Annotated in this window: 21 protein-coding genes and 1 tRNA gene; 16 read left to right on the top strand and 6 right to left on the bottom strand. The window is 67.5% G+C overall.

Translation table 11 applies throughout. From position 1 onward, the window contains the following. The first annotated feature begins 41 nt into the window (after positions 1 to 41). The 9 genes from sfnG to ACFV2O_RS01015 all read left to right on the top strand — a co-directional run bounded on the left by sfnG (position 42) and on the right by ACFV2O_RS01015 (position 7,788). Positions 42 to 1,157 (top strand): dimethylsulfone monooxygenase SfnG, encoded by a 1,116-nt coding sequence (sfnG, locus tag ACFV2O_RS01055; RefSeq protein WP_355071422.1) that lies wholly within the window; start codon positions 42 to 44, stop codon positions 1,155 to 1,157. Continuing rightward, a complete protein-coding gene (locus ACFV2O_RS01050) occupies positions 1,157 to 2,374 on the top strand; it encodes an SfnB family sulfur acquisition oxidoreductase (protein WP_379249257.1) in 1,218 nt (405 codons plus the stop codon). The genes sfnG and ACFV2O_RS01050 overlap by 1 nt, the downstream gene beginning before the upstream one ends. An 11-nt stretch (positions 2,375 to 2,385) precedes the next feature. Then, positions 2,386 to 2,901, top strand: coding sequence for an NAD(P)H-dependent oxidoreductase (locus ACFV2O_RS01045; RefSeq protein WP_355071426.1), 516 nt, complete (start codon positions 2,386 to 2,388; stop codon positions 2,899 to 2,901). Continuing rightward, positions 2,894 to 3,409 carry a flavin reductase family protein gene (locus tag ACFV2O_RS01040; protein WP_379249255.1) on the top strand — a complete coding sequence of 172 codons (516 nt, stop codon included), beginning with the start codon at positions 2,894 to 2,896 and terminating at the stop codon, positions 3,407 to 3,409. Before ACFV2O_RS01045 ends, ACFV2O_RS01040 begins: the two co-directional genes overlap by 8 nt. A gap of 359 nt (positions 3,410 to 3,768) precedes the next feature. Continuing rightward, the gene (locus ACFV2O_RS01035) at positions 3,769 to 4,878 is read left to right on the top strand and encodes a methyltransferase (RefSeq protein ID WP_379249253.1); all 1,110 of its coding nucleotides are present in this window, start codon (positions 3,769 to 3,771) and stop codon (positions 4,876 to 4,878) included. Between the two features lie 146 nt (positions 4,879 to 5,024). Next, on the top strand, positions 5,025 to 5,966 hold the full coding sequence (locus ACFV2O_RS01030) for an alpha/beta hydrolase (RefSeq protein ID WP_379249251.1): 942 nt from the start codon (positions 5,025 to 5,027) through the stop codon (positions 5,964 to 5,966). Between the two features lie 31 nt (positions 5,967 to 5,997). Next, the gene (locus tag ACFV2O_RS01025; protein WP_379249249.1) at positions 5,998 to 6,459 is read left to right on the top strand and encodes a GbsR/MarR family transcriptional regulator; all 462 of its coding nucleotides are present in this window, start codon (positions 5,998 to 6,000) and stop codon (positions 6,457 to 6,459) included. Between the two features lie 10 nt (positions 6,460 to 6,469). After that, positions 6,470 to 7,282, top strand: a complete 813-nt coding sequence (locus tag ACFV2O_RS01020; RefSeq protein ID WP_379249247.1) for a class I SAM-dependent methyltransferase — start codon at positions 6,470 to 6,472, stop codon at positions 7,280 to 7,282. A 380-nt stretch (positions 7,283 to 7,662) separates the two neighbouring features. Continuing rightward, positions 7,663 to 7,788, top strand: a complete 126-nt coding sequence (locus ACFV2O_RS01015) for a hypothetical protein (RefSeq protein ID WP_379249245.1) — start codon at positions 7,663 to 7,665, stop codon at positions 7,786 to 7,788. Positions 7,789 to 7,962: 174 nt separating this feature from the next. Here the strand turns inward: ACFV2O_RS01015 and ACFV2O_RS01010 are convergent. The 3 genes from ACFV2O_RS01010 to ACFV2O_RS01000 all read right to left on the bottom strand — a co-directional run bounded on the left by ACFV2O_RS01010 (position 7,963) and on the right by ACFV2O_RS01000 (position 9,759). Then, positions 7,963 to 8,036 (bottom strand) — tRNA-Gly (locus ACFV2O_RS01010). A 116-nt stretch (positions 8,037 to 8,152) separates the two neighbouring features. Next, positions 8,153 to 8,872, bottom strand: a complete 720-nt coding sequence (locus ACFV2O_RS01005; protein WP_379249243.1) for a phosphatase PAP2 family protein — start codon at positions 8,870 to 8,872, stop codon at positions 8,153 to 8,155. Positions 8,873 to 8,985: 113 nt separating this feature from the next. Continuing rightward, positions 8,986 to 9,759, bottom strand: a complete 774-nt coding sequence (locus tag ACFV2O_RS01000; RefSeq protein ID WP_379249241.1) for an SDR family NAD(P)-dependent oxidoreductase — start codon at positions 9,757 to 9,759, stop codon at positions 8,986 to 8,988. A 112-nt stretch (positions 9,760 to 9,871) separates the two neighbouring features. On the opposite strand from ACFV2O_RS01000, the gene dcd reads away from it, so the two are divergent. Next, positions 9,872 to 10,471 carry a dCTP deaminase gene (gene dcd / locus ACFV2O_RS00995; RefSeq protein WP_355071445.1) on the top strand — a complete coding sequence of 200 codons (600 nt, stop codon included), beginning with the start codon at positions 9,872 to 9,874 and terminating at the stop codon, positions 10,469 to 10,471. An 80-nt stretch (positions 10,472 to 10,551) separates the two neighbouring features. Here the strand turns inward: dcd and ACFV2O_RS00990 are convergent, their stop codons facing one another. Beyond that, positions 10,552 to 11,001, bottom strand: coding sequence for a hypothetical protein (locus ACFV2O_RS00990; RefSeq protein ID WP_063016495.1), 450 nt, complete (start codon positions 10,999 to 11,001; stop codon positions 10,552 to 10,554). Positions 11,002 to 11,561: 560 nt separating this feature from the next. On the opposite strand from ACFV2O_RS00990, the gene ACFV2O_RS00985 reads away from it, so the two are divergent. From ACFV2O_RS00985 to ACFV2O_RS00975, 3 genes are all read left to right on the top strand, one after another. After that, entirely contained in the window at positions 11,562 to 12,569 is a 1,008-nt protein-coding gene (locus ACFV2O_RS00985) for an XRE family transcriptional regulator (protein ID WP_379249239.1), read from the top strand. Between the two features lie 100 nt (positions 12,570 to 12,669). Then, positions 12,670 to 13,923 carry a pyridoxal phosphate-dependent aminotransferase gene (locus ACFV2O_RS00980; RefSeq protein ID WP_356962893.1) on the top strand — a complete coding sequence of 418 codons (1,254 nt, stop codon included), beginning with the start codon at positions 12,670 to 12,672 and terminating at the stop codon, positions 13,921 to 13,923. Between the two features lie 391 nt (positions 13,924 to 14,314). Then, positions 14,315 to 15,592, top strand: coding sequence for a YibE/F family protein (locus tag ACFV2O_RS00975; RefSeq protein ID WP_379249237.1), 1,278 nt, complete (start codon positions 14,315 to 14,317; stop codon positions 15,590 to 15,592). A gap of 50 nt (positions 15,593 to 15,642) precedes the next feature. On the opposite strand, the gene ACFV2O_RS00970 is transcribed toward ACFV2O_RS00975, so the two are convergent. Continuing rightward, complete coding sequence (locus ACFV2O_RS00970; protein ID WP_379249235.1) at positions 15,643 to 16,905, bottom strand: Hsp70 family protein; 1,263 nt, start codon at positions 16,903 to 16,905, stop codon at positions 15,643 to 15,645. Between the two features lie 196 nt (positions 16,906 to 17,101). Next, entirely contained in the window at positions 17,102 to 18,424 is a 1,323-nt protein-coding gene (locus ACFV2O_RS00965) for a UDP-glucose dehydrogenase family protein (protein ID WP_379249233.1), read from the bottom strand. Between the two features lie 145 nt (positions 18,425 to 18,569). On the opposite strand from ACFV2O_RS00965, the gene ACFV2O_RS00960 reads away from it, so the two are divergent. From ACFV2O_RS00960 to ACFV2O_RS00950, 3 genes are all read left to right on the top strand, one after another. Continuing rightward, entirely contained in the window at positions 18,570 to 19,109 is a 540-nt protein-coding gene (locus tag ACFV2O_RS00960) for a YdcF family protein (protein ID WP_379249231.1), read from the top strand. A 148-nt stretch (positions 19,110 to 19,257) separates the two neighbouring features. Then, on the top strand, positions 19,258 to 20,487 hold the full coding sequence (locus ACFV2O_RS00955; RefSeq protein ID WP_379249229.1) for an acyl-CoA dehydrogenase family protein: 1,230 nt from the start codon (positions 19,258 to 19,260) through the stop codon (positions 20,485 to 20,487). Then, complete coding sequence (locus tag ACFV2O_RS00950) at positions 20,487 to 21,635, top strand: acyl-CoA dehydrogenase family protein (protein ID WP_379249227.1); 1,149 nt, start codon at positions 20,487 to 20,489, stop codon at positions 21,633 to 21,635. Before ACFV2O_RS00955 ends, ACFV2O_RS00950 begins: the two co-directional genes overlap by 1 nt. Positions 21,636 to 21,660 lie beyond the last annotated feature (25 nt).

Here is a 21,660-nt window from a genome sequence, read left to right as displayed (position 1 = left end):
CCTCCGATCCGACGGCTACCCCCGATAACCATGGAGCAGCTATGACCACGGAGCAGATCGCCGAGCAGATCCGGTTCGCCTACTGGGTGCCCAACGTCAGCGGGGGACTGGTCACCAGCGATATCGAACAGCGCACCAGCTGGGATTTCGAGTACAACAAGAAGCTGGCGCAGACCGCCGAGAACAACGGCTTCGATTACGCGCTGTCCCAGGTGCGCTACACCGCCTCCTACGGCGCGGAGTACCAGCACGAATCGACCTCGTTCAGTCTCGCGCTGCTCGGCGCGACCGAGCGGCTGAAGGTCATCGCGGCCGTGCATCCCGGGCTGTGGCACCCGGCGGTACTGGCCAAGTTCGGCGCCACCGCCGACCACTTGTCGAATGGCCGGTTCGCCATCAACGTCGTGTCCGGCTGGTTCGCCGGTGAGTTCACCGCGCTCGGCGAGCCGTGGCTCGAGCACGACGAGCGCTACCGGCGCAGCGCCGAATTCCTCGAGGTGATCCGCAAGATCTGGACCGAGGACAACGTGAACTACGGCGGCGACTTCTACCGCATCCGGGACTTCACCCTGAAGCCGAAGCCGCTGAACACCCCGGAGCGGCCGAATCCCGAACTCTTCCAGGGCGGCAACTCGACCGCCGCCCGGCGCAACGGCGGCCGCTACGCCGACTGGTACTTCTCCAACGGCAAGGACTTCGACGGCGTCACCGAACAACTCGACGACCTGCGCGCCGTCGCCCGCGCCCACGACCGCGAGGTGAGATTCGGGCTCAACGGCTTCATCATCGCCCGTGATACCGAGCGGGAAGCTCGCGACACCCTGCGCGAGATCGTCGAGAAGGCGAACAAGCCCGCGGTGGAAGGCTTCCGCGACGCGGTGCAGCAGGCGGGCGCGTCCACCAAGGACCGCAAGGGCATGTGGGCCGATTCCACGTTCGAGGACCTGGTGCAGTACAACGACGGTTTCCGCACGCAGCTGATCGGCACGCCGGAGCAGGTGGCCGAGCGGATCGTCGCCTACAAGCAGCTCGGCGTCGACCTGATTCTCGGCGGCTTCCTGCACTTCCAGGAGGAGATCGAGTACTTCGGCGCGAAGGTGCTCCCGCTGGTGCGTGAGCTGGAAGCCGCACAGCGGCCCGTCGCGGCGGTGAACTGATGACCGCGGTCGCCGCCGATCGCATCCTGTCGGCGGCACAAGCGTTCGCGGTCGCACAGCGGCTCGCGGCGGACTTCGCGCCGGGAGCCGCCGAACGCGACCGGGAGCGCGCGCTGCCGTACGCGGAGGTCGATCGGCTGGCGGCCAGCGGTCTGCTCGCGATCACCGTGCCCGCCGCGCACGGCGGCGCGGATCTGCCGCCGAGCGCGGTCGCGGAAGTGACGCGGATTCTCGCCACGGCCGACCCCAACATCGCGCAGATCCCGCACAGCCACTTCGTTTATGTGAACCTGCTCCGGCTCGCGGGTACGACGCAGCAGCAGGAGCGCTACTACCGACGGGTGCTCGACGGTGGGCGCATCGCCAACGCGCAGTCCGAGCGCGGCGGTACGACCGTCGCCGACATCGCCACCACGCTGCGGCCGGCCGGTGACCGATTCCGGGTGGACGGCGTGAAGTACTACTGCACCGGATCGCTGTTCGCCGACCTGTTCGCGGTGCTGACCCGGCTGGACGATCCGGAAGGCCGCAGCGGTCTCGAGGCCGGTGAGTACATCGTCTACCTGCCCGCGAACACTCCCGGTGTACGCGTCGTGGACGACTGGAACGGGCTAGGGCAGCGCACCACCGGCAGTGGAACGGTGTCTTTCGACGAAGTGCTCGTCGATCGCGACCAGGTGATTCCCCGCTCCGGCGCGGTGCGGGCACCCACCGGCTATGGCGCGTTCGCCCAGTTGCTGCACGCCGCCATCGACACCGGCATCGCCCGAGGCGCCCTCACCGCGGCAACGGAATTCGTGCGCACGAAGAGTCGTCCGTGGTTCGAGGCGGGGGTGGCGAACGCGGTGGACGACCCGCTGTTGATCCAGCGCTTCGGCGAATTGTCCGTAGCGGTGACCGCCGCTGAGGCGACGCTCTCATCGGCCGGATGGGCATTGGACGCGGCTATCCGGATCGATCCGAGCGCCGCGAACGTCGCCCAGTCGTCGCTGGCCGTAGCGACCGCCAAGATACTCGCCGACCGCGCCGCCAACGACGTGTCCGCCGCACTGTTCGAGGTCGGCGGAACGCGCAGCGCGGCGGCGGATCTCAATCTGCACCACTTCTGGCGCAACGCGCGCACGCACACCCTGCACGATCCGGTGCGCTGGAAATACCAGCACATCGGCCGGGCCCTGCTGCACGACGCCGCGCCACCGCTTCACGGTGTGATCTGAAAGGAGACGAAATGGCAGTCACTGTCGTCGTCGGAAATCCGAAACCCGCCTCACGCACGCTCACCGCGGCCACCCTGGTCGCGAGGGGGCTGCGACCTGAGGTGGAGCCCACCGTGATCGACCTGGTCGAGTTCGGTCCCGCGCTGCTCAGCTGGGGTGACCCGGCCGTAGCCGAGGCGGTGCGCACCGTGGCGGGCTCGGAGCTCGTCGTCTTCGCCAGCCCCACCTTCAAGGCGACCTACACCGGTCTGCTCAAGCTGTTCCTCGAACAGTTCGAGGGCGGGACCGGCCTGGAAGGCGTGCTCGCCGTCCCGGTCATGCTCGGCGCGGGACCAGCCCACGCCCTCGCTCCCGACCTGCTGCTCAAGCCCGTGCTCGTCGAAATCGGGGCCACCGCCGCGTTGCCCGGGCTCTACCTGTCCGATCGCACATTCGCCGAGGACGGCGTCATCGACCGGTACAGTGGTCGGTGGCGTTCGGTCGCCCAGGCACTGGCCCACAGCTCGAAAGCTGCGAATCATGCATGACCTGTTCGAATTCCCCGCCGACGGAGCCGGTCTGCGTCGCGCGTTCGCCAACTTCCCCAGCGGCGTCGTCGCCGTGTGCGCCGAAATCGACGGAACCCCGCACGGTCTGGCGGTGAGCACGTTCGTGCCCGTCTCGCTCGATCCGCCCCTGGTCTCGTTCTGCGTGCAGAACTCGTCGGCCACCTGGCCCAAGCTCGCCGCCGCGAGCCACCTCGGCCTCAGCCTGCTCGGCACCGACCAGCAGGCCGCCGCCCGCACGCTGGGCACCCGCGACGGCGACCGCTTCCGTGATATCCAGCTGCACCGCGGTTCCGGCGACGCCGTGTTCATCGATGGCGCGTCCGCCTGGATCGAGGGCGTCCAGGAAGCGCACGTCCCGGCAGGCGACCACGCGGTGGTCATCCTCCGCATCCACCGCATCGCCACCCGCACCGACGTGGACCCGCTCGTTTTCCACGGCAGCAAGTTCCGCCGACTGCACGCGGAATCGGCGAACGGGGCGGCCTGAGGGTTCTAGTTCACTCGCCAGAACGCGGCGGGGTTCGTCCGGTCGTGCAGGGGACGCGACGGCGTCCTTGCAAGACCTGACACCAAACTGCGTGACGCAAGTTGCCGGTCGCAGCGACCGGACGACCGCACGGCCCAGGGTTGGGCTGTACCGGCGGCGCTGTGGGAGACTCAGGCGTCTCCTACGGAAAGGTCCGGCTATGTCGCTCGGGATGGTTCTCGGTGATTTCCCGCGCACTTCGGCGCGGGCGTAAACAGGCGACCTGATGGCCCCTGTGCGATAGCAGCACAGGCAATTTCGCGTCTCCGCGTCGAGGTGCTCTTCGTGCCCTTTGCACGCTCGTACACGAGGAGTACGCGGTGTCCACCGTTTCCTGGACCGAGGACAACACCTGCCCGAGCGCCCGTTGGCATTCCGAGAATGGCGCGCCACCACCCGATTCCCTCGTGGTGGTGAACGACTGGACGACTGCCCACGCGGCTTGCCGAATGGCGCGAGCGGGGACCGGCCTGCTGTGGCGCGGTGATTTCCACAACGCGCGGCAACTGCTGCGGGCGATGGGTCGGCGGGTCGAGCGGAAGGTTTCGCTGGGCGACGATCCGGCCGAGGCGTTCCGCCGGTATCGCGCGTCTCGTCGGCGGCGCGCGGAAGTGCTCGGCAAGTTGCTCGTGCTGCTGGAAGACGACTATTCGCTGGCGTTGCGTCGCGCTCCCGATGTGCGGCGCGCCTGCACCGAAGCGTACGGCGCGGCGCGGGGGCATACGGTGGTCGCGCTCACCGAGTTGCTCGGCGTGCTGGGGGCGGCGCAGTGGCGGGAGAAGGGTGTGTACGTGCCCGCGCTCGGCGACCGCATTCATCCGCACTACGGTGTGTTCTCCCCGGTCCGGGGCGAGTACATCGATCTGGTAGCAACCGCGCCGCTACCCGCGCGGACCGAGACAGCCTTCGATCTCGGCACGGGCACCGGCGTGCTCGCCGCCGTTCTGGCCCGCCGCGGTTGCACTCGAATCACAGCCACCGACAAGAGTTCCCGTGCGCTGACCTGTGCCCGCGCCAACCTCGACCGACTGGGCCTGTCATCCGTCGCCGTGCAAGGCCCGACTCTCTTCCCGGACGGCAAGGCCGACCTGGTGGTGTGCAATCCCCCCTGGCTCCCCGGCACACCTACCTCGACCATGGAAAGCGGCGTATACGACGAGAACTCGTCCATGCTGTATACCTTCCTCTCCGGCCTCCGCGCTCACTTGCGCCCTGGCGGCGAAGGCTGGCTGATCCTCTCCGACCTCCCCGAACACTTGGGCCTGCGCCCCCACGACGAAGTCCTCGACCGCATCACAACCGCAGGCCTCCACATCACCGCTCAACTGACGACCCGCCCCACCCACCACCGAGCCCACAACCCCACCTCTCCACTCCACCACGCCCGCACCCGCGAAACCACTTCCCTCTACCGCCTGGCACCTCGTTGAGTGGCAGATCACGGAGTGGCTACCCCCGTCATCCGGGACCGAGTCCACGGCGTATTGGTCGCATCGGCAACGGGTTTCGGGGACTATGTTGACATTGCTAGTCGTTTCAGTGAAGACTGAAATGACTAGCAACGACGGGAGTTTTGATGGATCTCCATATCGAGCAAGTGACGTTCAACAGCCTTGGCACCGAGTGTGCTGGGGATCTGTATTTGCCCGCGGCGGACGGCCCGGTCCCCGGTCTGGTGCTGGGGCACTCCGGGGTGATGGTGAAAGAGGCGTTGCGAGTGTTCGCACCGTATTTCGTGCGGGCGGGGTTCGCGGTTTTGGCGATCGACTATCGCACGGTCGGAGCCAGCGCGGGGCAACCTCGCGGCCAGGACTACCCACAGCGACAGGCAGAAGATTTCCGTAGCGCGGTGTCGTACCTGCAAACCCGCCCGGAGGTGGACCCGGATCGGATCGGAGTCTGGGGAGTCAGCATCGGGGGCTCGGTGGCGACGCAGGCCGCGGTATTGGACCGGCGCGTGAAATGTGTTGTGGTGCAGAGCCCGAGCGTGTGGAACGGATGGCGGTATCTGGAGCGGTTGCTCGGCAGGGAGGGCGTCGGCGCGCTGCGGGACCGGTTGGACGAGGACTGGCAGCGCCGGTATACCGGTCACGACAGCGCTCGGGTGCCGCACCTGACGCTGCAGGGGGAAAACGTCGAGAGCACGCCGGATCTCGCCGCCGAGATGTTCCCGAACTACCGGAACGAGAAGACCCTCGACTCCGCGGAACATCTCCTGACTTTCGCGCCGGAGGACCTCATTCATCGCCTGGCGCCGACCCCGCTGCTGATGATCGCCAACGGCGGCTGGGACCCGTACCACATGCTCGAGGAGGCGCAGAGCGCCTTCGCCAAGGCAGGCGAGCCGAAACGACTCGAGGTGCTGCCTTACGACGTGCTCGGTCTCTACACCGGTCCCGGGCTCGAGGAGGCCATGGCTCTGGGCGTCGAGTGGTTCGACCGGCACCTGCGCCGTACCCGCCTCGTCGCTCCCACCCCGGAGCCGACCCGGGAGTCGGTGACCGCTATGCCACAGTAATCGAGCCGAGTACAGCGCAGGAGGTCACAGCATGCCGGAACCGGATCGACAGCACGCCACGCTGGAGTGGGTGGAGCGAGTCGCTACCTTCTGCGTCGAGGAATGGGGACTGCCCCCCATCACCGGACGAATCCTCGGCCTACTGATGATCTGCGATCCGCCGGAGCAATCCGCAGGCCGGATCGCCGAGGCGATCCACGCCAGCCGCGCTTCGCTGACCTCCAACATGCGCCTGCTGACCACCATCGGCCTCGTCCGCAAGGTGCGGATCCCTGGTGACCGCACCGCCTACTACCGCATCGAGGACGACGCCTGGGAGAAGGTCATCCATCGCAAAATCGCCGGCCTCGGCGCCTTCGGCGACATCGCCGAGGACGGACTCTCCTTGGTCGGCGGCACCGATCCCGCTCTCACCGAACGCATCCGGGCCGCTCAGCAGGCATTGACCTGGCTGCGCGACATCGCCGCCCGACCCACGGACACCACCACCTGAAGGACCGATCGTGCTCCGAATCCGACCCGACCTCGACCCGATTCAGGAAACCCTGCTCCTCACCCTGCAAGCCCGAGCACTGGACGCGACCACGCGCACCCCGATCCTGGGCGACACTCACCAGGCGGAACTGGCCGACCGAATCGACTACGACTTCACCGAACTCGAGCTGAAACCCAGCCTCATCTGCGGAACGGCGCTACGCGCGAAAAAACTCGACGACGCGGTACGCGCGTTCATCGCCATGCACCGAAATGCGGTGGTACTCGATCTCGGCTGCGGCCTGGACACCCGCATGCTCCGATGCGATCCACCCGCCGATGTCGACTGGTACGACATCGATTACCCCGAAGTCATCGAACTGCGCCGACAGTTGCTTCCGCACAGCCCCCATCCGCTGGGCGTCGATCTCACCCAGCCGGGCTGGACTCGGCAGCTGCCCGCCGATCGACCAGCCATGATCGTCGCCGAGGGCCTGCTGCCTTTCCTGCCCGGCGACACGTTCCACACCCTGATCCGCGAGGCGACCACACACTTCCCGACCGGTGAACTCGCCCTCAACGGCTACACCCGTTTCGCCGCCTGGGCCATGAAATACCACCCGTCGATCAAAGCCCTCGGCATCAGCGCCGCCCAAGGATTCGACGACGCCCACGAACCCGAAACCTGGGGCGCCCGCCTGACACTGATCGAAGAACAACTTCTCACCCGCGCCGGCGAAGTCGACCTCTTCCCGCAACCGTTACGCGCGGTAACCCGCGCCATAGCCCTCAGCTCAGGACTGTCTCGGCAAGCCAACCGAATACTCCGATACGCCTTCTAGTGTCTCGAGGCATCGCGCCGCCACCCCATCCTCAACCACCACCGAAGGTGATCGAGAGCCGGAGTTCCGGCAGTCCCCCACCTCGACGGGGAGCCGGGCGTATACGTGAAAAGTGTTGCTGACGGCGGACTCTCGTCGTTCGCGGGTTTTCCCCATCTGATGTCGGCCTGAGGCGGTTTGTAAATTCGTGCCGATATCGTCGCCCTCGGCGCAATGGCTGGAGTGCCATTGCTCGGTGGAGGGAGCATCCCATGTCCGGTCTCGAGGCTCATGCTCGATCGTTCGGTGTCGCTGCCAGTGGGGTGGCAGCTGCGGGCGTGCTGGCAGGTGCAGGTTGGGCGAACGCCACGGTTACATCCAACGGATTACCTTTGAAGCCCATGTCGATCCCGCAACCGGCTCCCGTCGGCACTCAGGCGACTCCTGTCGGCGTCTCCTCGGGCTCGGGCGACGCCCAGTCTCTGGCCTGCCTCGTGCACGCCCTGTCCAGCGGCGCCTGCCTGTAACCCACACCACCCCCAGCGGCGGTAACCGCCCGGCACTTCGTTGAGTGGCACATGACGGAGGGGCTACTCGCGATTCGCCTCAACCGTGTGCCACTCGATGACGACCGCTGCGGGGCGGTTGGTCGGGTAGCAGAAAGGCCCTGGATCGGCGGGGTGCCGATCCAGGGCCTTCGGTGGAGCCGATGACGGGAATCGAACCCGCGCTGTCTGCTTGGGAAGCAGAAGTTCTACCATTGAACTACATCGGCAGAGGCAAAAGTGCCAATCGAGACTGTAGCAGAAGCCGCGCTCAGGGTGGGAAAAGCGCAGCTTGTACCGGTGGCAGAAGTCAGGGCATTGGTCGTCGGCCTTATCGCACTGTTCGCTATGCCCGCCGGTAGTTCGAGGAAGCACTCGCCTCGTCCGGCCGTCTGGTGTCGAGTTCCCGTCGATTGGCCGATGTACCCCGGTCGGCGCGTATCAAGTACCGGTACAAGCTCAGGCAGAGGATGAGCCAAAGCGCCCCGAAGCACCAGCCGCCGAGGACGTCGGTGGCCCAGTGGACGCCGAGGTAGATCCGGGACAGGCCGACCGCGGTGACGAAGAGGACGGCGGCGATCGCGGCGCAGACGCGCAGGGTGGAACCGTGTATGGCGGGGAGCGCGACCGCAAGGACGATGCCGACCACGACGAACGAGCCCATGCTGTGCCCGGACGGATACGCCTGGTTGGACACGCTGATCAAGTGTTCCTCGACGGGTGGGCGGTCCCGGTCGGTGAGTCGCTTGCCGCCGCGTACGAGCAGCCCGCCGCCGAGCCCGGTGATCGCGACGAGCGCTGCCGCCGTCCAGCGCCGCCGCCAGGACAGGACCAGGCAGGTGGCGGTGGCCAGGGCGGTCATGGCGAGCGTGCCGCCCAGCAGGCTGATCGCCACCGCTATCGGGGTCAGCGTGCCGTTGCGGTGCGCGACGGCCCAGTCGGTGATGCCGCGATCGAACCCGCCGGGGCCGCGATTGCCGACCACACCTGCCGTGAGGGACGCGGCGCACACCACCAGCAACCCGGTGAGCACCCAGATGGTGTTGCGAATGCGAGGGGAGGTCACCATTCCACGGTGCCATTTCCGGCGCTGGAAGGTAGCTCAGGCGGTTCCCAGCTGGGACGACGTCACAAACGTCGTCTCGGACACCGCTGGCAGGGTGGTGAACGGCCGCCGACTCAGAACTTGCTGTAGCCGCCGTCGATCAGCAGAGTGTCGCCGGTGTGGTACGCGCTGGTGGGGCTGGCGAGGTAGACGGCGACGGATTCGAAATCGCTCGGCAGGCCCCAGCGGCGGACCGGGATCCGCGGGTGGACGCGTTCGCGGAAACGGTCCCAGGCGAAGGCCCCTTCGGTCATCGGCGTCTCGACCCAGCCGGGCAGCACGGAGTTCGCACGGATGCCGTGCTTGGCCAGCTCCACCGCGATCGAGTTGACCATGGCGATCAACCCCGCCTTGCTGGCCGCGTAGGACTGCCCGCGCGGAACGCCCTGGTGGGCGGCGAGGCTGGCGGTGGCGACCAGACTGCCGCCTTCGCCCTGGGCGAGCATCGCCTTCGCCGCTTCACGCAGCGTCACGAACGCGGCGTCGAGATTGAGAGAGGTGACCCGGCGGAATTCCGCGAGATCGGTATCCACGAACGGAATGAACCCCTGGCTCACACCGGCGTTCACGAAGCAGGAGTCGATGCGGCCGAGTTCGGCGGCCGCGTGGCCGATGGTGTCGATCACCTGCTGCTCCTCGCCTACATCGCAGCTCAGCGCGAGCACGCGCCCGCCGAACGTGCGCAATTCGGCGGCGGCAGCCTCGTTGCGTTCGGCGTTGCGGCCGACGACGCAGACATCGGCCCCGGCCCGCGCGAGACCCCGGGCGAATCCGAGACCGATGCCGGAGTTGCCTCCGGTGACGACGGCCACGTGGCCGGTCAGGTCGAACAGCGAGCCCTCGGACATGGTTCATCCCTTCGATCGCGGGCGGCACCGCCCGAATGAATGCGAGGATATCGTTCTCTCCATATCACTGTGCGGCTGAGGAGCCCCGGCGAGCAGGCGCTACGCTCGTCGCGTGCTGCTTTCCGATCGTGACATCCGCGCGGAGATCGCCGCTGGGCGTCTCGGCGTCGAGCCGCTGCTGGAGAACCTGATCCAGCCGTCGAGCATCGACGTGCGCCTGGACCGGATGTTCCGGGTGTTCAACAACACCCGCTACACCCACATCGATCCGGCGCAGCGGCAGGACGAACTCACCAGCCTGGTCGAGCCAGGCGAGGGCGAGCCGTTCGTGCTGCATCCTGGCGAATTCGTGCTCGGCTCCACCCTCGAGGTGTGCACGCTGCCGGATGATCTGGCCGGACGCTTGGAGGGTAAGTCCAGTCTGGGCCGATTGGGTCTGCTGACCCACTCGACCGCCGGCTTCATCGATCCCGGGTTCAGCGGGCACATCACGCTGGAGCTGTCCAACGTGGCGAATCTGCCGATCACGCTGTGGCCCGGCATGAAGATCGGTCAGCTGTGCCTGCTCAGGCTGACCAGCCCGGCCGAGCACCCGTACGGCAGTGCCGTGGCGGGCTCGAAGTACCAGGGCCAGCGCGGACCGACTCCGTCGCGGTCCTATCTGAACTTTCCGATTCCGGCCGCCGCGATCGACGCCGCCGAAGCCCGCTGACCGGGGCCGAGTCCGCTTCGTCGACTGTGGGGGAGAAGCGGACCCGGCGGACGGCGGCGGGGAACCGACCGCGGAGGTGATCAGTCCCCGCCGCCCGCTCCCACCGCGAGCGCCGTTGTGAGGATGACGGACAGCGGTGGGAGCGTGTCACCGCGGCTCGGCGGGCTGACCCAGAAGCACCCTTCCCGGGTCCAGCGGCCGAGGCCGGTCGGCAACATCACGGCGCTGCCGACGGCGGGCAGGCCGATATCCAGCCGATTGAGCACCTCGAGCACCTGCGGTCCCGGTCGGCTGTCGGGCTCGGCGAGGAAACTCCATCGGATCTGCCTGGCCAACATGGGACCCCTCGTTCCCTGCTGTTCCAGTGCGGCGCGCACCTTCTCGGCACGCGCGGTCGGCAGGTGGACGACGCAAACGCGTCCGGTGATCGGCAGCATGGCGAAACCGCCCCGCTCGGTGACCGGCAGTCCGAACTCGTGCCGATAGAACGCCACCCAATCGTCCACGGTCCTGAGTTTCTCGACATTCACGGCGAACTCCTTGCCTTCCGACTCAATGGTCCCGGCCCGCCGCGCGATTCGGCATCGCCCGCTCACCCGCCTTGCGCTGCCCTTCCGCTGCCTTTGATAGGGGCCGTATTTCACCTGTGGCCGCGCTCACAAACCGCTCGTACTCTGGAAGGAGTTCGTTCGGAAGGGATGACACCGTGGTCACGCATTGGTCAGGCAAAGAGGCCCGTGCCCTTCGCGATGCCAAGCGGATGAGCATCAGGGAATTCGCGGCCCATTTGGGTGTGCACGAACGCTTGGTGTCGAAGTGGGAAGCCGGGGGCGTCCGGGTTCATCCACGACCGATCAACCAAGCCGCTCTGGATACCTCACTGGCCAGGTCCGACGATGTGGTGCGGGCGCGATTCGCGGCATTGATCGATAAGCCCGCGATCGATCGAACCGTCCCGCCGGGATTCGATGCGCGTGCCGACGCCTCGGCGCGCGTTCATTATTCGAGCGACGCGGACCTTTTGGCTCTCATAGACGCCGGTGCGATGAGAGGTGCTGCGTTGGCAGCGATTTCGGAGAGGGATCTGATCATGGCGGCTGCCCACGAGGCCAGCGAGCACGCCGGCAAGGCCGAGAGCACCAATGTCGGTGCGAGCACTTTGGACCAGCTCGACGCGGATGTCGTGCGCATCGCGAACGACTACGTGCGCATTCCGCCGGTGCCGATGATGGTGGAAATGGTGCGGGTGCGGCGCCGGGTGTATCGGTTGCTGGAAGGCCATCAGCGGCCCGCCGATACCGGTCATCTGTATCTTTTGGCGGGCACCCTCTCGGGCCTGCTCGCCAACGCCAGCACCGATCTCGGCTACTACGACGCGGCGGGCGAGCAGGTCCGGGCCGCATGGGCCTACGCGGAGTTGTGCGGGCACAACGGGCTTCGGGCCTGGACCCGCGGCATGCACGCGCTGATCGAGTACTGGTCGCAGCGGCCGCGCCGGGCGGTCCAGCTCGCCCAGAGCGGGCAGGAGTTCGCGGAGTCCGCGACCGCGCAGGTGCGACTGCTCAATATCGAGGCGCGCATCTGGTCGGCCCTGGGCAGCGCCGCCGACACCGATCGCTGCGTGCGGGCGGCCGACGACGCGCGCGAGATCGCCGCGACCGACACGCTGCACGACGAGGTGGGCGGCGTCTTCGGGTTCAACGAGGCCAAGGCCAACTACTACGCGGGCGCCACCTACATCCACCTCGGGCAGGCGGAGCCCGCGCTCGGCGCCACCCAGCGGGCCATCGAACTCTATTCGAACGGCCCGTCCGAACAGCGTTCCTACGGTGCGGAGGCGCTTGCCAGGGTCGACTGCGCGGCTGCCCACCTGATCAACGGCAGCCTGGACGGCGCGGCCGAGGCGCTGCAGCCGGTGCTCGGCCTCGACGAGGCCAAGCGCATCGCGCAGCTAGAGGAGCGGTTGACCGGTGTGCGCAGGCGGATCGCGGCTCCGGCTTTCCGCGACTCGGTCGAGGCGCGCAGGCTGGACGAGCGGATCGAGGAATTCTGCGGCTCGACGGCGGCCAAAGGGATCCCGCCCGGCACGGCCCATTGAGTGACGCGTCACACCCGGCGGGGCCGCGGCCGCCGTCGCGGGCGCGGCGGCCCGTGGAGAGCTCGGACAGGCGGTTTATCCAGTTGCGACGGATGGCACCATGGGACGGGTGAGTCCTCAGCATCCGCACCATCCCCCGCGTGTTCTGGAGCAGTCCACGAAGCTGCAGAACGTCGTCTACGAGATCCGTGGACCGGTACACGCGCACGCGGCACGGCTGGAGGCCGAGGGCCACCGCATCCTCAAACTCAATATCGGCAACCCCGCCCCGTTCGGGTTCGAGGCGCCCGACGTGATCATGCGCGACATCATCGCGGCGCTGCCGTACGCCCAGGGCTACTCCGAATCCAAAGGCATCCTCTCCGCGCGGCGCGCGATCGTGACCCGCTACGAACTCGTGCCCGGCTTCCCCGAGCTGGACGTGGACGGCGTCTACCTCGGCAACGGCGTCTCCGAGCTGATCACCATCACCATGCAGGCCCTGCTGGACAACGGCGACGAGGTGCTGATCCCGGCGCCGGACTACCCGCTGTGGACCGCCATGACCAGCTTGGCGGGCGGCACGCCGGTGCACTACCTGTGTGACGAGGCCAACGGCTGGCAGCCCGATATCGCCGACATCGAATCGAAGATCACCGACAAGACCAAAGCGCTGCTGGTGATCAACCCGAACAACCCCACCGGCGCGGTGTACTCCGCCGAAGTGCTCCAGCAGATCGCCGACCTGGCTCGCAAGCATCAGTTGTTGCTGCTCGCCGACGAGATCTACGACAAGATCCTCTACGACGACGCCAAGCACATCTCGCTGGCCACCGTGGCGCCCGATCTGCTGTGCCTGACCTTCAACGGGCTGTCCAAGGCCTACCGGGTCGCGGGCTACCGGTCGGGTTGGTTGGCGATCACGGGCCCGAAGGAGCACGCGGCCGGGTTCCTGGAGGGCATCGACCTGCTCGCCTCCTCGCGGTTGTGTCCGAACGTGCCCGCGCAGCACGCGATTCAGGTCGCGCTCGGCGGTCATCAGAGCATCGAGGACCTGATCCTGCCCGGCGGGCGGCTGCTCGAACAGCGCGACGTCGCCTGGGAGCGGTTGAACATGATCCCCGGCGTGTCGTGTGTGAAGCCGAAGGGCGCGCTCTACGCGTTCCCGAAGTTGGATCCGAATGTGTACGAGATCCACGACGACTCCAAGCTGATCCTGGATCTGCTGCTGCAGGAGAAGATCCTGATGGTGCAGGGCACCGGCTTCAACTGGCCGCACCACGACCACCTGCGGATCGTCACACTGCCCTGGGCCCGGGATCTCGCGGTCGCGATCGAACGCTTCGGCAACTTCCTGTCCAGCTATCGCCAGTAGCGGGAAGGCCGGAGCTGGACAATATAATCGCCCCGCTTCTGGCCTGGAAACAAACTCGATGTACGGATACCCGTCGGATTTGGCGACTAGCTAGCGCAAAAGAAGTACTTTTGTGTACAGTGGTCCTCGGCACTCAGAGTGCCCGGTCGGATTGCCTACCCCCCCTGGGCATATCCGGCCTCGGGTTAGGCCGCCTACCCCCCTGGGCCGCCTGCCCTGCGGGCGGCGGAGACATCCCCCTGCTCTCCGCCGCCCCCCTCTAACTCCTTTTTTCTCGTGATCGGTTCACATCAACCGCGTCTCCGCTGTGTTAGGTAACCGCCGCGACGGTCTTGAAAATGAAATCCTTTAGGCTCGCTCCGGGCGCAAACACATCGGACAGAGGAGCGCGGTGAGCGACCACCACCATCACCACGATCATTCGGGACCGATCGCGATCGGCGCGACCGCGGCGCGCGTGGTCGTCGGGCTGCTCACCGCCATCGGGATCGTCGTCGTCATCGGCGCGATCACGCTGTGGCCGAGCAAGCAGCACATCGATATCCCGCTGCCGATGCAGAACGCGGGCGGCGGCGCGGTACAGACCGAGGCGGGCACCGTGGTGCTGCAGGACATCGGGCCGTGCGGCAGCTCTTCACTGGGCAAGGTCTTCGTCGACAAGCCCGAACCGCCGCGCAACAACGCCTACACCTGCCAGCGCAGCCTGATCTCGATCGAATCCGGACCGCACAAGGGCAACCGCACGCTGCTGGAAATCGCACCGGGCCCAGGACAACCCGACCTGCACGCCGGTGACGAACTGCGGCTGGTCCGCCAGACCGATCCCAGCGGGACGCCGCTGTACTCGTTCGAGGACTACTCGCGCGGGCTGCCGCTCACGCTGATCGTGGTGGCTTTCGTCGTGGTGATCATCGCGGTGGCGCGCTGGCGTGGCGTCCGCGCGCTGCTGGGCCTGGTGTTCGCCTTCGCCGTCCTGGTGCTGTTCCTGCTGCCCGCCCTGCTGGACGGCAAACCGGCGATCCCGGTCGCCTTGGTCGCGGGCGCCCTGATCCTGTACGCGGTGCTGTATCTGGCGCACGGGGTGAACCTGCGCACCAGTTCGGCGCTGCTCGGCACGCTGACCTCGATGCTGCTCGCCGCCGCGTTGTCCTGGCTCACCATCGAGATGACCCATCTCACCGGCCTTTCCGAAGAACAGAACACGAACGTCGCGACCTACATCGAGCACGTCAGTATCACCGGACTGCTGCTGGCCGGATTCATCATCGGTTCGCTCGGTGTGCTCAACGACGTCACCATCACCCAGGCGTCGGCCGCGTTCGAGCTGGCCGCCATCGACCAGTCGGCCACCCGGCGCGAGGTTTTCGCCGCCGCCATGCGCGTGGGGCGCGACCACATCGCCAGTACCGTCTACACGCTGGTGCTCGCCTACGCCGGTGGGGCGCTGCCGCTGTTGCTGCTGTTCAGCGTGGCGGGGCGGTCCATCCGCGACGTGCTGACCGGTGACGCCGTTGCCATCGAGATCGCGCGCTCGGCGGTCGGCGGTATCGCGCTGGCGCTCTCGGTGCCGTTGACCACCGGCATCGCGGTGTTGCTGGCCCGCCCGTTCACGACCAAGGAACCAACCCCCGCGCCGCGCCCGCGTCGCGCACGGCACGCGAGGGTCTGAACTCCCCCGTTTCCCGTCTCCTCAGGAGTTGTGCGGTGTGGCCGCCCGGCTCAGCGCTGCGGCGGCGGAGGGAAAGGGAAGACCTCCGGCGGGATCGTGGGAACCACGATCGGCGGAAGGCCCGGCACCACGATGGTGTTCGGGCCGGGTGTCGGCGGCGCCTCGCTGGTGGTCTGCCGCCGGTTCGGCGGCGGCGCGGCGAGCGACTCGTGCGCGGGCGATTCCGTGGTGCCCGGCGCGACCGCGATCTGCGGGTCCAAGCTGGTCGTGCGCGGTGTGGTGGTGGGCGACAGCGACGGTGATCCTTCGCTGGTGTGCGAATCCCGTTCCAGCACCTGCGGGCCGTAACCGAGGCCGAGCCCGATCGCGGCGACCACGGCCAGCGCGCTGACGGTCAGCACCGCACCGCTGATCTCACGCTTGCCGCGCTGGGTGGGAGCCGACAACCATGCCGGTGACAGCTCGTCGTCCAGCGTGGCGCCCACCGTTGACGATTCCTTACGGACCGGTCTGGCCAGCAGCGCTGCGCCGCGAGCCATCACGGTCTCCGGGCTGTCCGGCACGATGACGGGCACGCCCATCCAGCGTTCGAGCACCTTGGCCACCAACGGGATCCGGGCGCAACCGCCGATGGCGAGCACGCCGTGCACCGGGCGGTCCGAGCGCACGATCACGTCGCGCGCCATGCGCGCGGACGACTCGATGGCCAGCATGATCAGCGATTCGAAGTTCTCCTGCGCGAGCAGCACCAAACCCTGCTCGCTCGGCAACGCCACCGCGGTGTTGGTGGTGAGCTGCTCTTTGGCCTCGCGGCACAGCGCGTCCAGCGCGGCCAGGCCCGCGGCGTTCGGCGGGTGCGCGATCCGCCCCGAGGCGATCTGCTGCTCCCGGATCAACGAGTCGAGATAGTCGCCGCTGATGTCGCTGGTGCGCTCGCTGTGCCGGACCTCACGGGTCTGGGTGTCGACCACGCTCACCGTCAGGCCCGAGCTGCCCAGGTCGTAGACGACCAGTGAGGAGATGCCCCGGATATCGCCGGTGGCCTGCGCGAACTCGAGTGCGGCCGCGATCTCGGGCACGAGTTCGTAATTGGTCAGCTGCTGACGCGCCATGGCGGCGCGAATGGCGCGGGCGTGCTGCTCACTGCGGTAGGCGATGGCGGTGGCGCCGATACCAGGCGTGGCCTCCAGGGTGACTCCGATGGCCTCTGCCGCCAACTCTTCCACGCTTTGGTCGACGACCGGAATGGTCTGCAGATCGAAGGAATGCGGGGAGACATGCCCGTGGGGGTTTCCGGCGTGTGGTCGCGCCATACGGACAGCGCCGGCCCCCACCGAAACTCCCAGTACCGAACTCATCAGCTGCCCATCTCGTTTCACACTTCACGACATGCGAGCCTGCGCCGTCCGTCGGCGGAGACCCGCTGGACGGACCCTACCGTCGGCGATCAGCTGTGCTTAAGGCAGGACTGGTCGTCTGTCTGGCAGTAGCCCGCCTCGCTCCGCAACTCTACGGTGTACCGAGTCCCGCGTACACCCATCCGGCTGCTCTCCAGGTGGCACGATTGAGACAGTTCCGGCCGTCGATGATCGAGCGGGCACGCACCACCCCGTCCAGGTCTTGCGGGCGCAGCGCGGTGAATTCGTCCCACTCGGTGAGCACGAGCACCACGTCGGCGCGTTCGCACGCCTCGGTGACCGAGGTCGCGTAGTTCAAGGTGGGGAACACCCGGCACGAATTCTCCAGCGCCTTGGGATCGTAGACGGTCACCACGGCGCCGTGCAGCTGGATCATGCCCGCCACGTTCAACGCGGGCGAGTCGCGGACGTCGTCGGATTCCGGTTTGAACGCCGCGCCGAGTACCGCCACGTTGGCCCCGAGCAGTGAGCCGCCGCAGGCGCGGGCGGCCATGTCGACCACCTTGGTCCGCCGGCGCATATTGATGTTGTCCACCTCGCGTAGGAAGGCGACGGCATGGTCGGCGCCGAGTTCGCCGGAGCGGGCCATGAACGCCCGGATGTCCTTCGGCAGACATCCGCCGCCGAAACCCAGTCCGGCGTTGAGGAATCGACGGCCGATGCGCGCGTCGTAGCCGAGGGCGTCGGCCAGCATGGTCACGTCGGCGCCGGTCGCTTCGCAGACCTCCGACACCGCGTTGATGAACGAGATCTTCGTCGCCAGAAAGGCGTTCGCCGAGACCTTCACCAATTCCGCTGTGGCCAGGTCAGTGAGCAGGAACGGGACCTCGGCGGCGATGAGGTCGGCGTAGATCTCGCGCACCAGATCCTCGACCCACCCGGCGGCGGCGCGCTCCCGGTCGACTCCGAGGACCAATCGGTCCGGCCGCAGGGTGTCCTTGACCGCGAAGCCTTCTCGGAGGAATTCCGGATTCCACGCCACCTCGACGTCGGTGGAACTCAGCGCGCGAGCGCGGGCTCCCAGCGCGTCCGCCGTGCCGACCGGAACCGTCGACTTGCCGATGATCACCGAGGGACGTTCCAGCAGCGGGGCGAGGGTATCGACCACCGCGTGCACGTATTTCAAGTCGGCGGCGTACTCACCCTTCTTCTGCGGCGTGCCCACACCGAGGAAATGCACATCGGCGTGCGCGGCCGCCTCGGCGTAGGAGGTGGTGAACCGCAGTCGGCCGGCATCGAGGTTGCGACGAAGCACATCCTCCAGGCCCGGTTCGTAGAACGGCACCACTCCGTCGGACAGCTTCGCGACCTTGCCCGGGTCCACGTCCACTCCGATGACGTCGTGCCCGAGTTCGGCCATGCACGCCGCGTGCGTGGCCCCGAGATACCCGGTTCCGAAGACTGTGCATCGCATGATCGATTGGTAAGCCCCGCCGATGGCCACGCCACGTCAGCGAGGCAAGGGTCCGGGCAACAGCAGGTGTACATGCGGCGACGTCGCTGATCCGGACGCCGTGACCTGGCGTGATGCTCGCGCGGCACCCGGCTAGCATCGGCCTGTGCGACGTCGTCGGTTGGCCTGGACCGGGCTCTGTGCCGGTCTGGTGGTGGTGGTGGTCGCCGCGGTGGCGCTGTGGCCGGTCTACGTGCGTCCGCGGATCGATCCGCCCGCGCGGGCGGACGCCGTTCTCGTGCTCGGCGGTGCGCACGACGGACGCGAACAGCTGGGCCTGCGCTTGGCGCGTGAGGGATTCGCGCCACGAGTGGTGTTCTCCAATCCCTATGAGAACAGCGCCATGCTGAACCGCATCTGTCACGGCGGCTACAGCTTCGAGGTGCAGTGCTTCGACCCGTCTCCCCGCACCACCCGCGGCGAGGGCCGCGAACTCGCCCGCCTCGCCCGCGCCCACAATTGGCACCGGGTCATCGTCGTCACCTTCACCCCCCACATCTCTCGAGCCCGCTACGTCTTGCAGAGGTGCTGGGACGGAGAACTCCTCTTCGCCGACCCCGAACCCGCCCTCTCCATCCCCCGCTGGGCCTACGACTACGTCTACCAATCGGTGGGCTACCTGAAGGCCTTCTTCGAGGACTGCTGAAGCACTCGGAGTGCCGGTCGCACCAGGTGGAGGATGTGCGGGCATATGACTTCAGTTTGACTCGGTGAAAGAGACAGCCGTACATTCTGTCGCGTGGTGGCGGGATGGTCGCCATGGAAGCAACGGTGCACACCCTCCGGGAGGGCAGATGGATTACGACTGGTCAGCGGAGGATCTGGCGTTTCGGGACGAGGTGCGCGGATTCCTCGAAGCGAAGCTGACGCCGGAGTTGCGGCGGGCCGGGCGCTTGGCGACGAGCGTGTATCCCGACCACGAGGCGAGCACGGAATGGCAGCGCATCCTGCACGAGCGCGGCTGGGCGGCGCCCGCCTGGCCGGTGGAACACGGCGGATGCGACTGGAGCCTGACCCAGCACTACATCTTCCAGCGGGAATCGGCGCTGGCCGGCGCACCCGCGCTGTCGCCGATGGGCATCAGGATGGTGGCCCCGGCCATCATCGCGTTCGGCACCCCGGAACAGAAGGCGTTCTATCTGCCGCGCATCCTCACTGGCGAGGTCTTCTTCTGCCAGGGCTACTCCGAGCCCGAGGCCGGATCGGACCTGGCCGCGCTGGCCATGGCCGCCGTCGACGACGGCGAGGACTTCGTATGCACCGGCAGCAAGATCTGGACCACCCACGCCACCGAGGCGAACTGGATCTTCTGCCTCGTGCGCACCTCGCGCACGGGCAAGAAACAACAGGGCATCACGTTCCTGCTCATCGACATGACCGCGCCGGGCATCGAGATCCGGCCGCTGGTGATGACCTCGGGCGAGCAGGTGCAGAACCAGGTCTTCTTCGACAACGTGCGAGTGCCGAAGACCAATGTGCTCGGCCGGATCGATAACGGGTGGACCGTCGCGAAGTACCTGCTGGTGCACGAGCGGGGCGGAGCGGCCGCGCCGTGGCTGCAGGTCATGGCCCAGGACATCGCCGCCGAAGCGGCGCGGCAGCCCGGCCCGGACGGCAACCTGCTGATCGACGACCGCGCGTTCGCGGCGAAGCTGGCGGACTTGCGGATCCGCACCGAGGTGCTCGAAATCCTGGAATATCGCACGATTTCCGCGATGGCGCAGGGGAAGAACCCGGGCCCGGCGTCCTCCATCCTGAAGATCCTCGGCACCGAACTCAGCCAGAAGCTCACCGAGCTGGCGCTGGAGGCCGCGGGTCCGCGCGGTCGCGTCTACCAGCCGCACGCCACCAAGCCGGGTGGCCCGATCGCCCAGTTCACGCCGCCCGCCGACGGCTACCGCAGCGGCGCGGACTGGCAGGCCGTCGCGCCGCTGAAGTACTTCAACGACCGAGCGGGCTCGATCTACGCGGGCAGCAACGAGATTCAGCGAAACATCCTCGCCAAAGCAGCATTGGGACTCTGATGGACTTCACGCTTACCGACGAGCAGGAAATGCTCCGCTCCGCGATCGCCGGATATCTCGGCGCCCGCTACGACCTGGAGAAGAGCCGTGCGGCGGCGAAATCGGAGACGGGCTGGCAGCCCGCGATCTGGCGCGGTTTCGCCGACGAACTGGGCATCCTCGGCGCGACCCTGCCCGAGCGGGTGGACGGCACCGGCGGCGGCCCCGTCGAACTCATGGTGATAGCCGAGGAACTCGGCCGCGCACTGGTGGTCGAGCCGTTCGTGGACACGGTCGTGCTCGGCGCCGGTCTGCTCGAGCGTTCCGGTGGCGAGCAGGCCGACGCCCTGCTGCGCCGGATCGTGTCCGGTGACGCGCGCATCGCGTTCGCCGCGCTGGAACCGTCATCGGGACACGCTTTGCACGACGTGTCGACCACCGCCCGCCGCGACGGCGACACCTGGGTGCTCGACGGCGCGAAGACCGTGGTGACCAGCGCACCGCTGGCCACCGACCTGGTGATCACCGCGCGCACATCCGGCGAACGGCGCGACAAGGCAGGTATCTCGCTGTTCCGGCTCGAATTCGACGCGAGCGCTCCGCCCGCCGGAGTCGAGGTGCACGCCTACCGCACCATCGACGACCGGACCGCCGCCGATCTCGTGTTCACCGGCTTGTGTCTGCCCTCCGACGCGCTGCTCGGCACGGAGTCCGACGGCTGGACGGTCATCGAGCCGACCATCGCGGAAGCGACCGCGGCGATCTGCGCCGAGGCGGTCGGCTGCATGCGCAAAGTGCTCGCCGACACCATCGACTACGCCAAGCAGCGCGAGCAGTTCGGCCAGCCGATCGGCAGCTTCCAGGTACTGCAACATCGCATGGTCGACATGTACATCGAACTCGAGCAGGCCATCGCGGCGGTCCATCTGGTCGTCCATTCCCTGCGCGCCTCCGCAGGCGACCGGGCCCGCGCCGTCTCGGCGGCGAAGGTCACCGTCGCCAGGGCGGCGCGGTTCATCGGGCAGAACGCCGTGCAACTGCACGGCGCGATGGGCATGACCGAAGAGCTGGCCATCGGCCACTACTTCAAGCGGCTCACCGTGATCGAGCACGAATTCGGCTCCACCGACGAACATCTCGCTCGCTACGCGGCACTGACCAGGCCGTAGTTCGAGTCTCCGGCCGGGGCTCGCA

Origin of the sequence: Nocardia sp. NPDC059691 (assembly GCF_042733915.1) — a bacterium.
Lineage (GTDB): Bacteria > Actinomycetota > Actinomycetes > Mycobacteriales > Mycobacteriaceae > Nocardia > Nocardia sichangensis.
The sequence above is the reverse complement of the archived record's forward strand: the minus strand, read 5'-3'. Positions and strand labels throughout refer to the sequence as shown.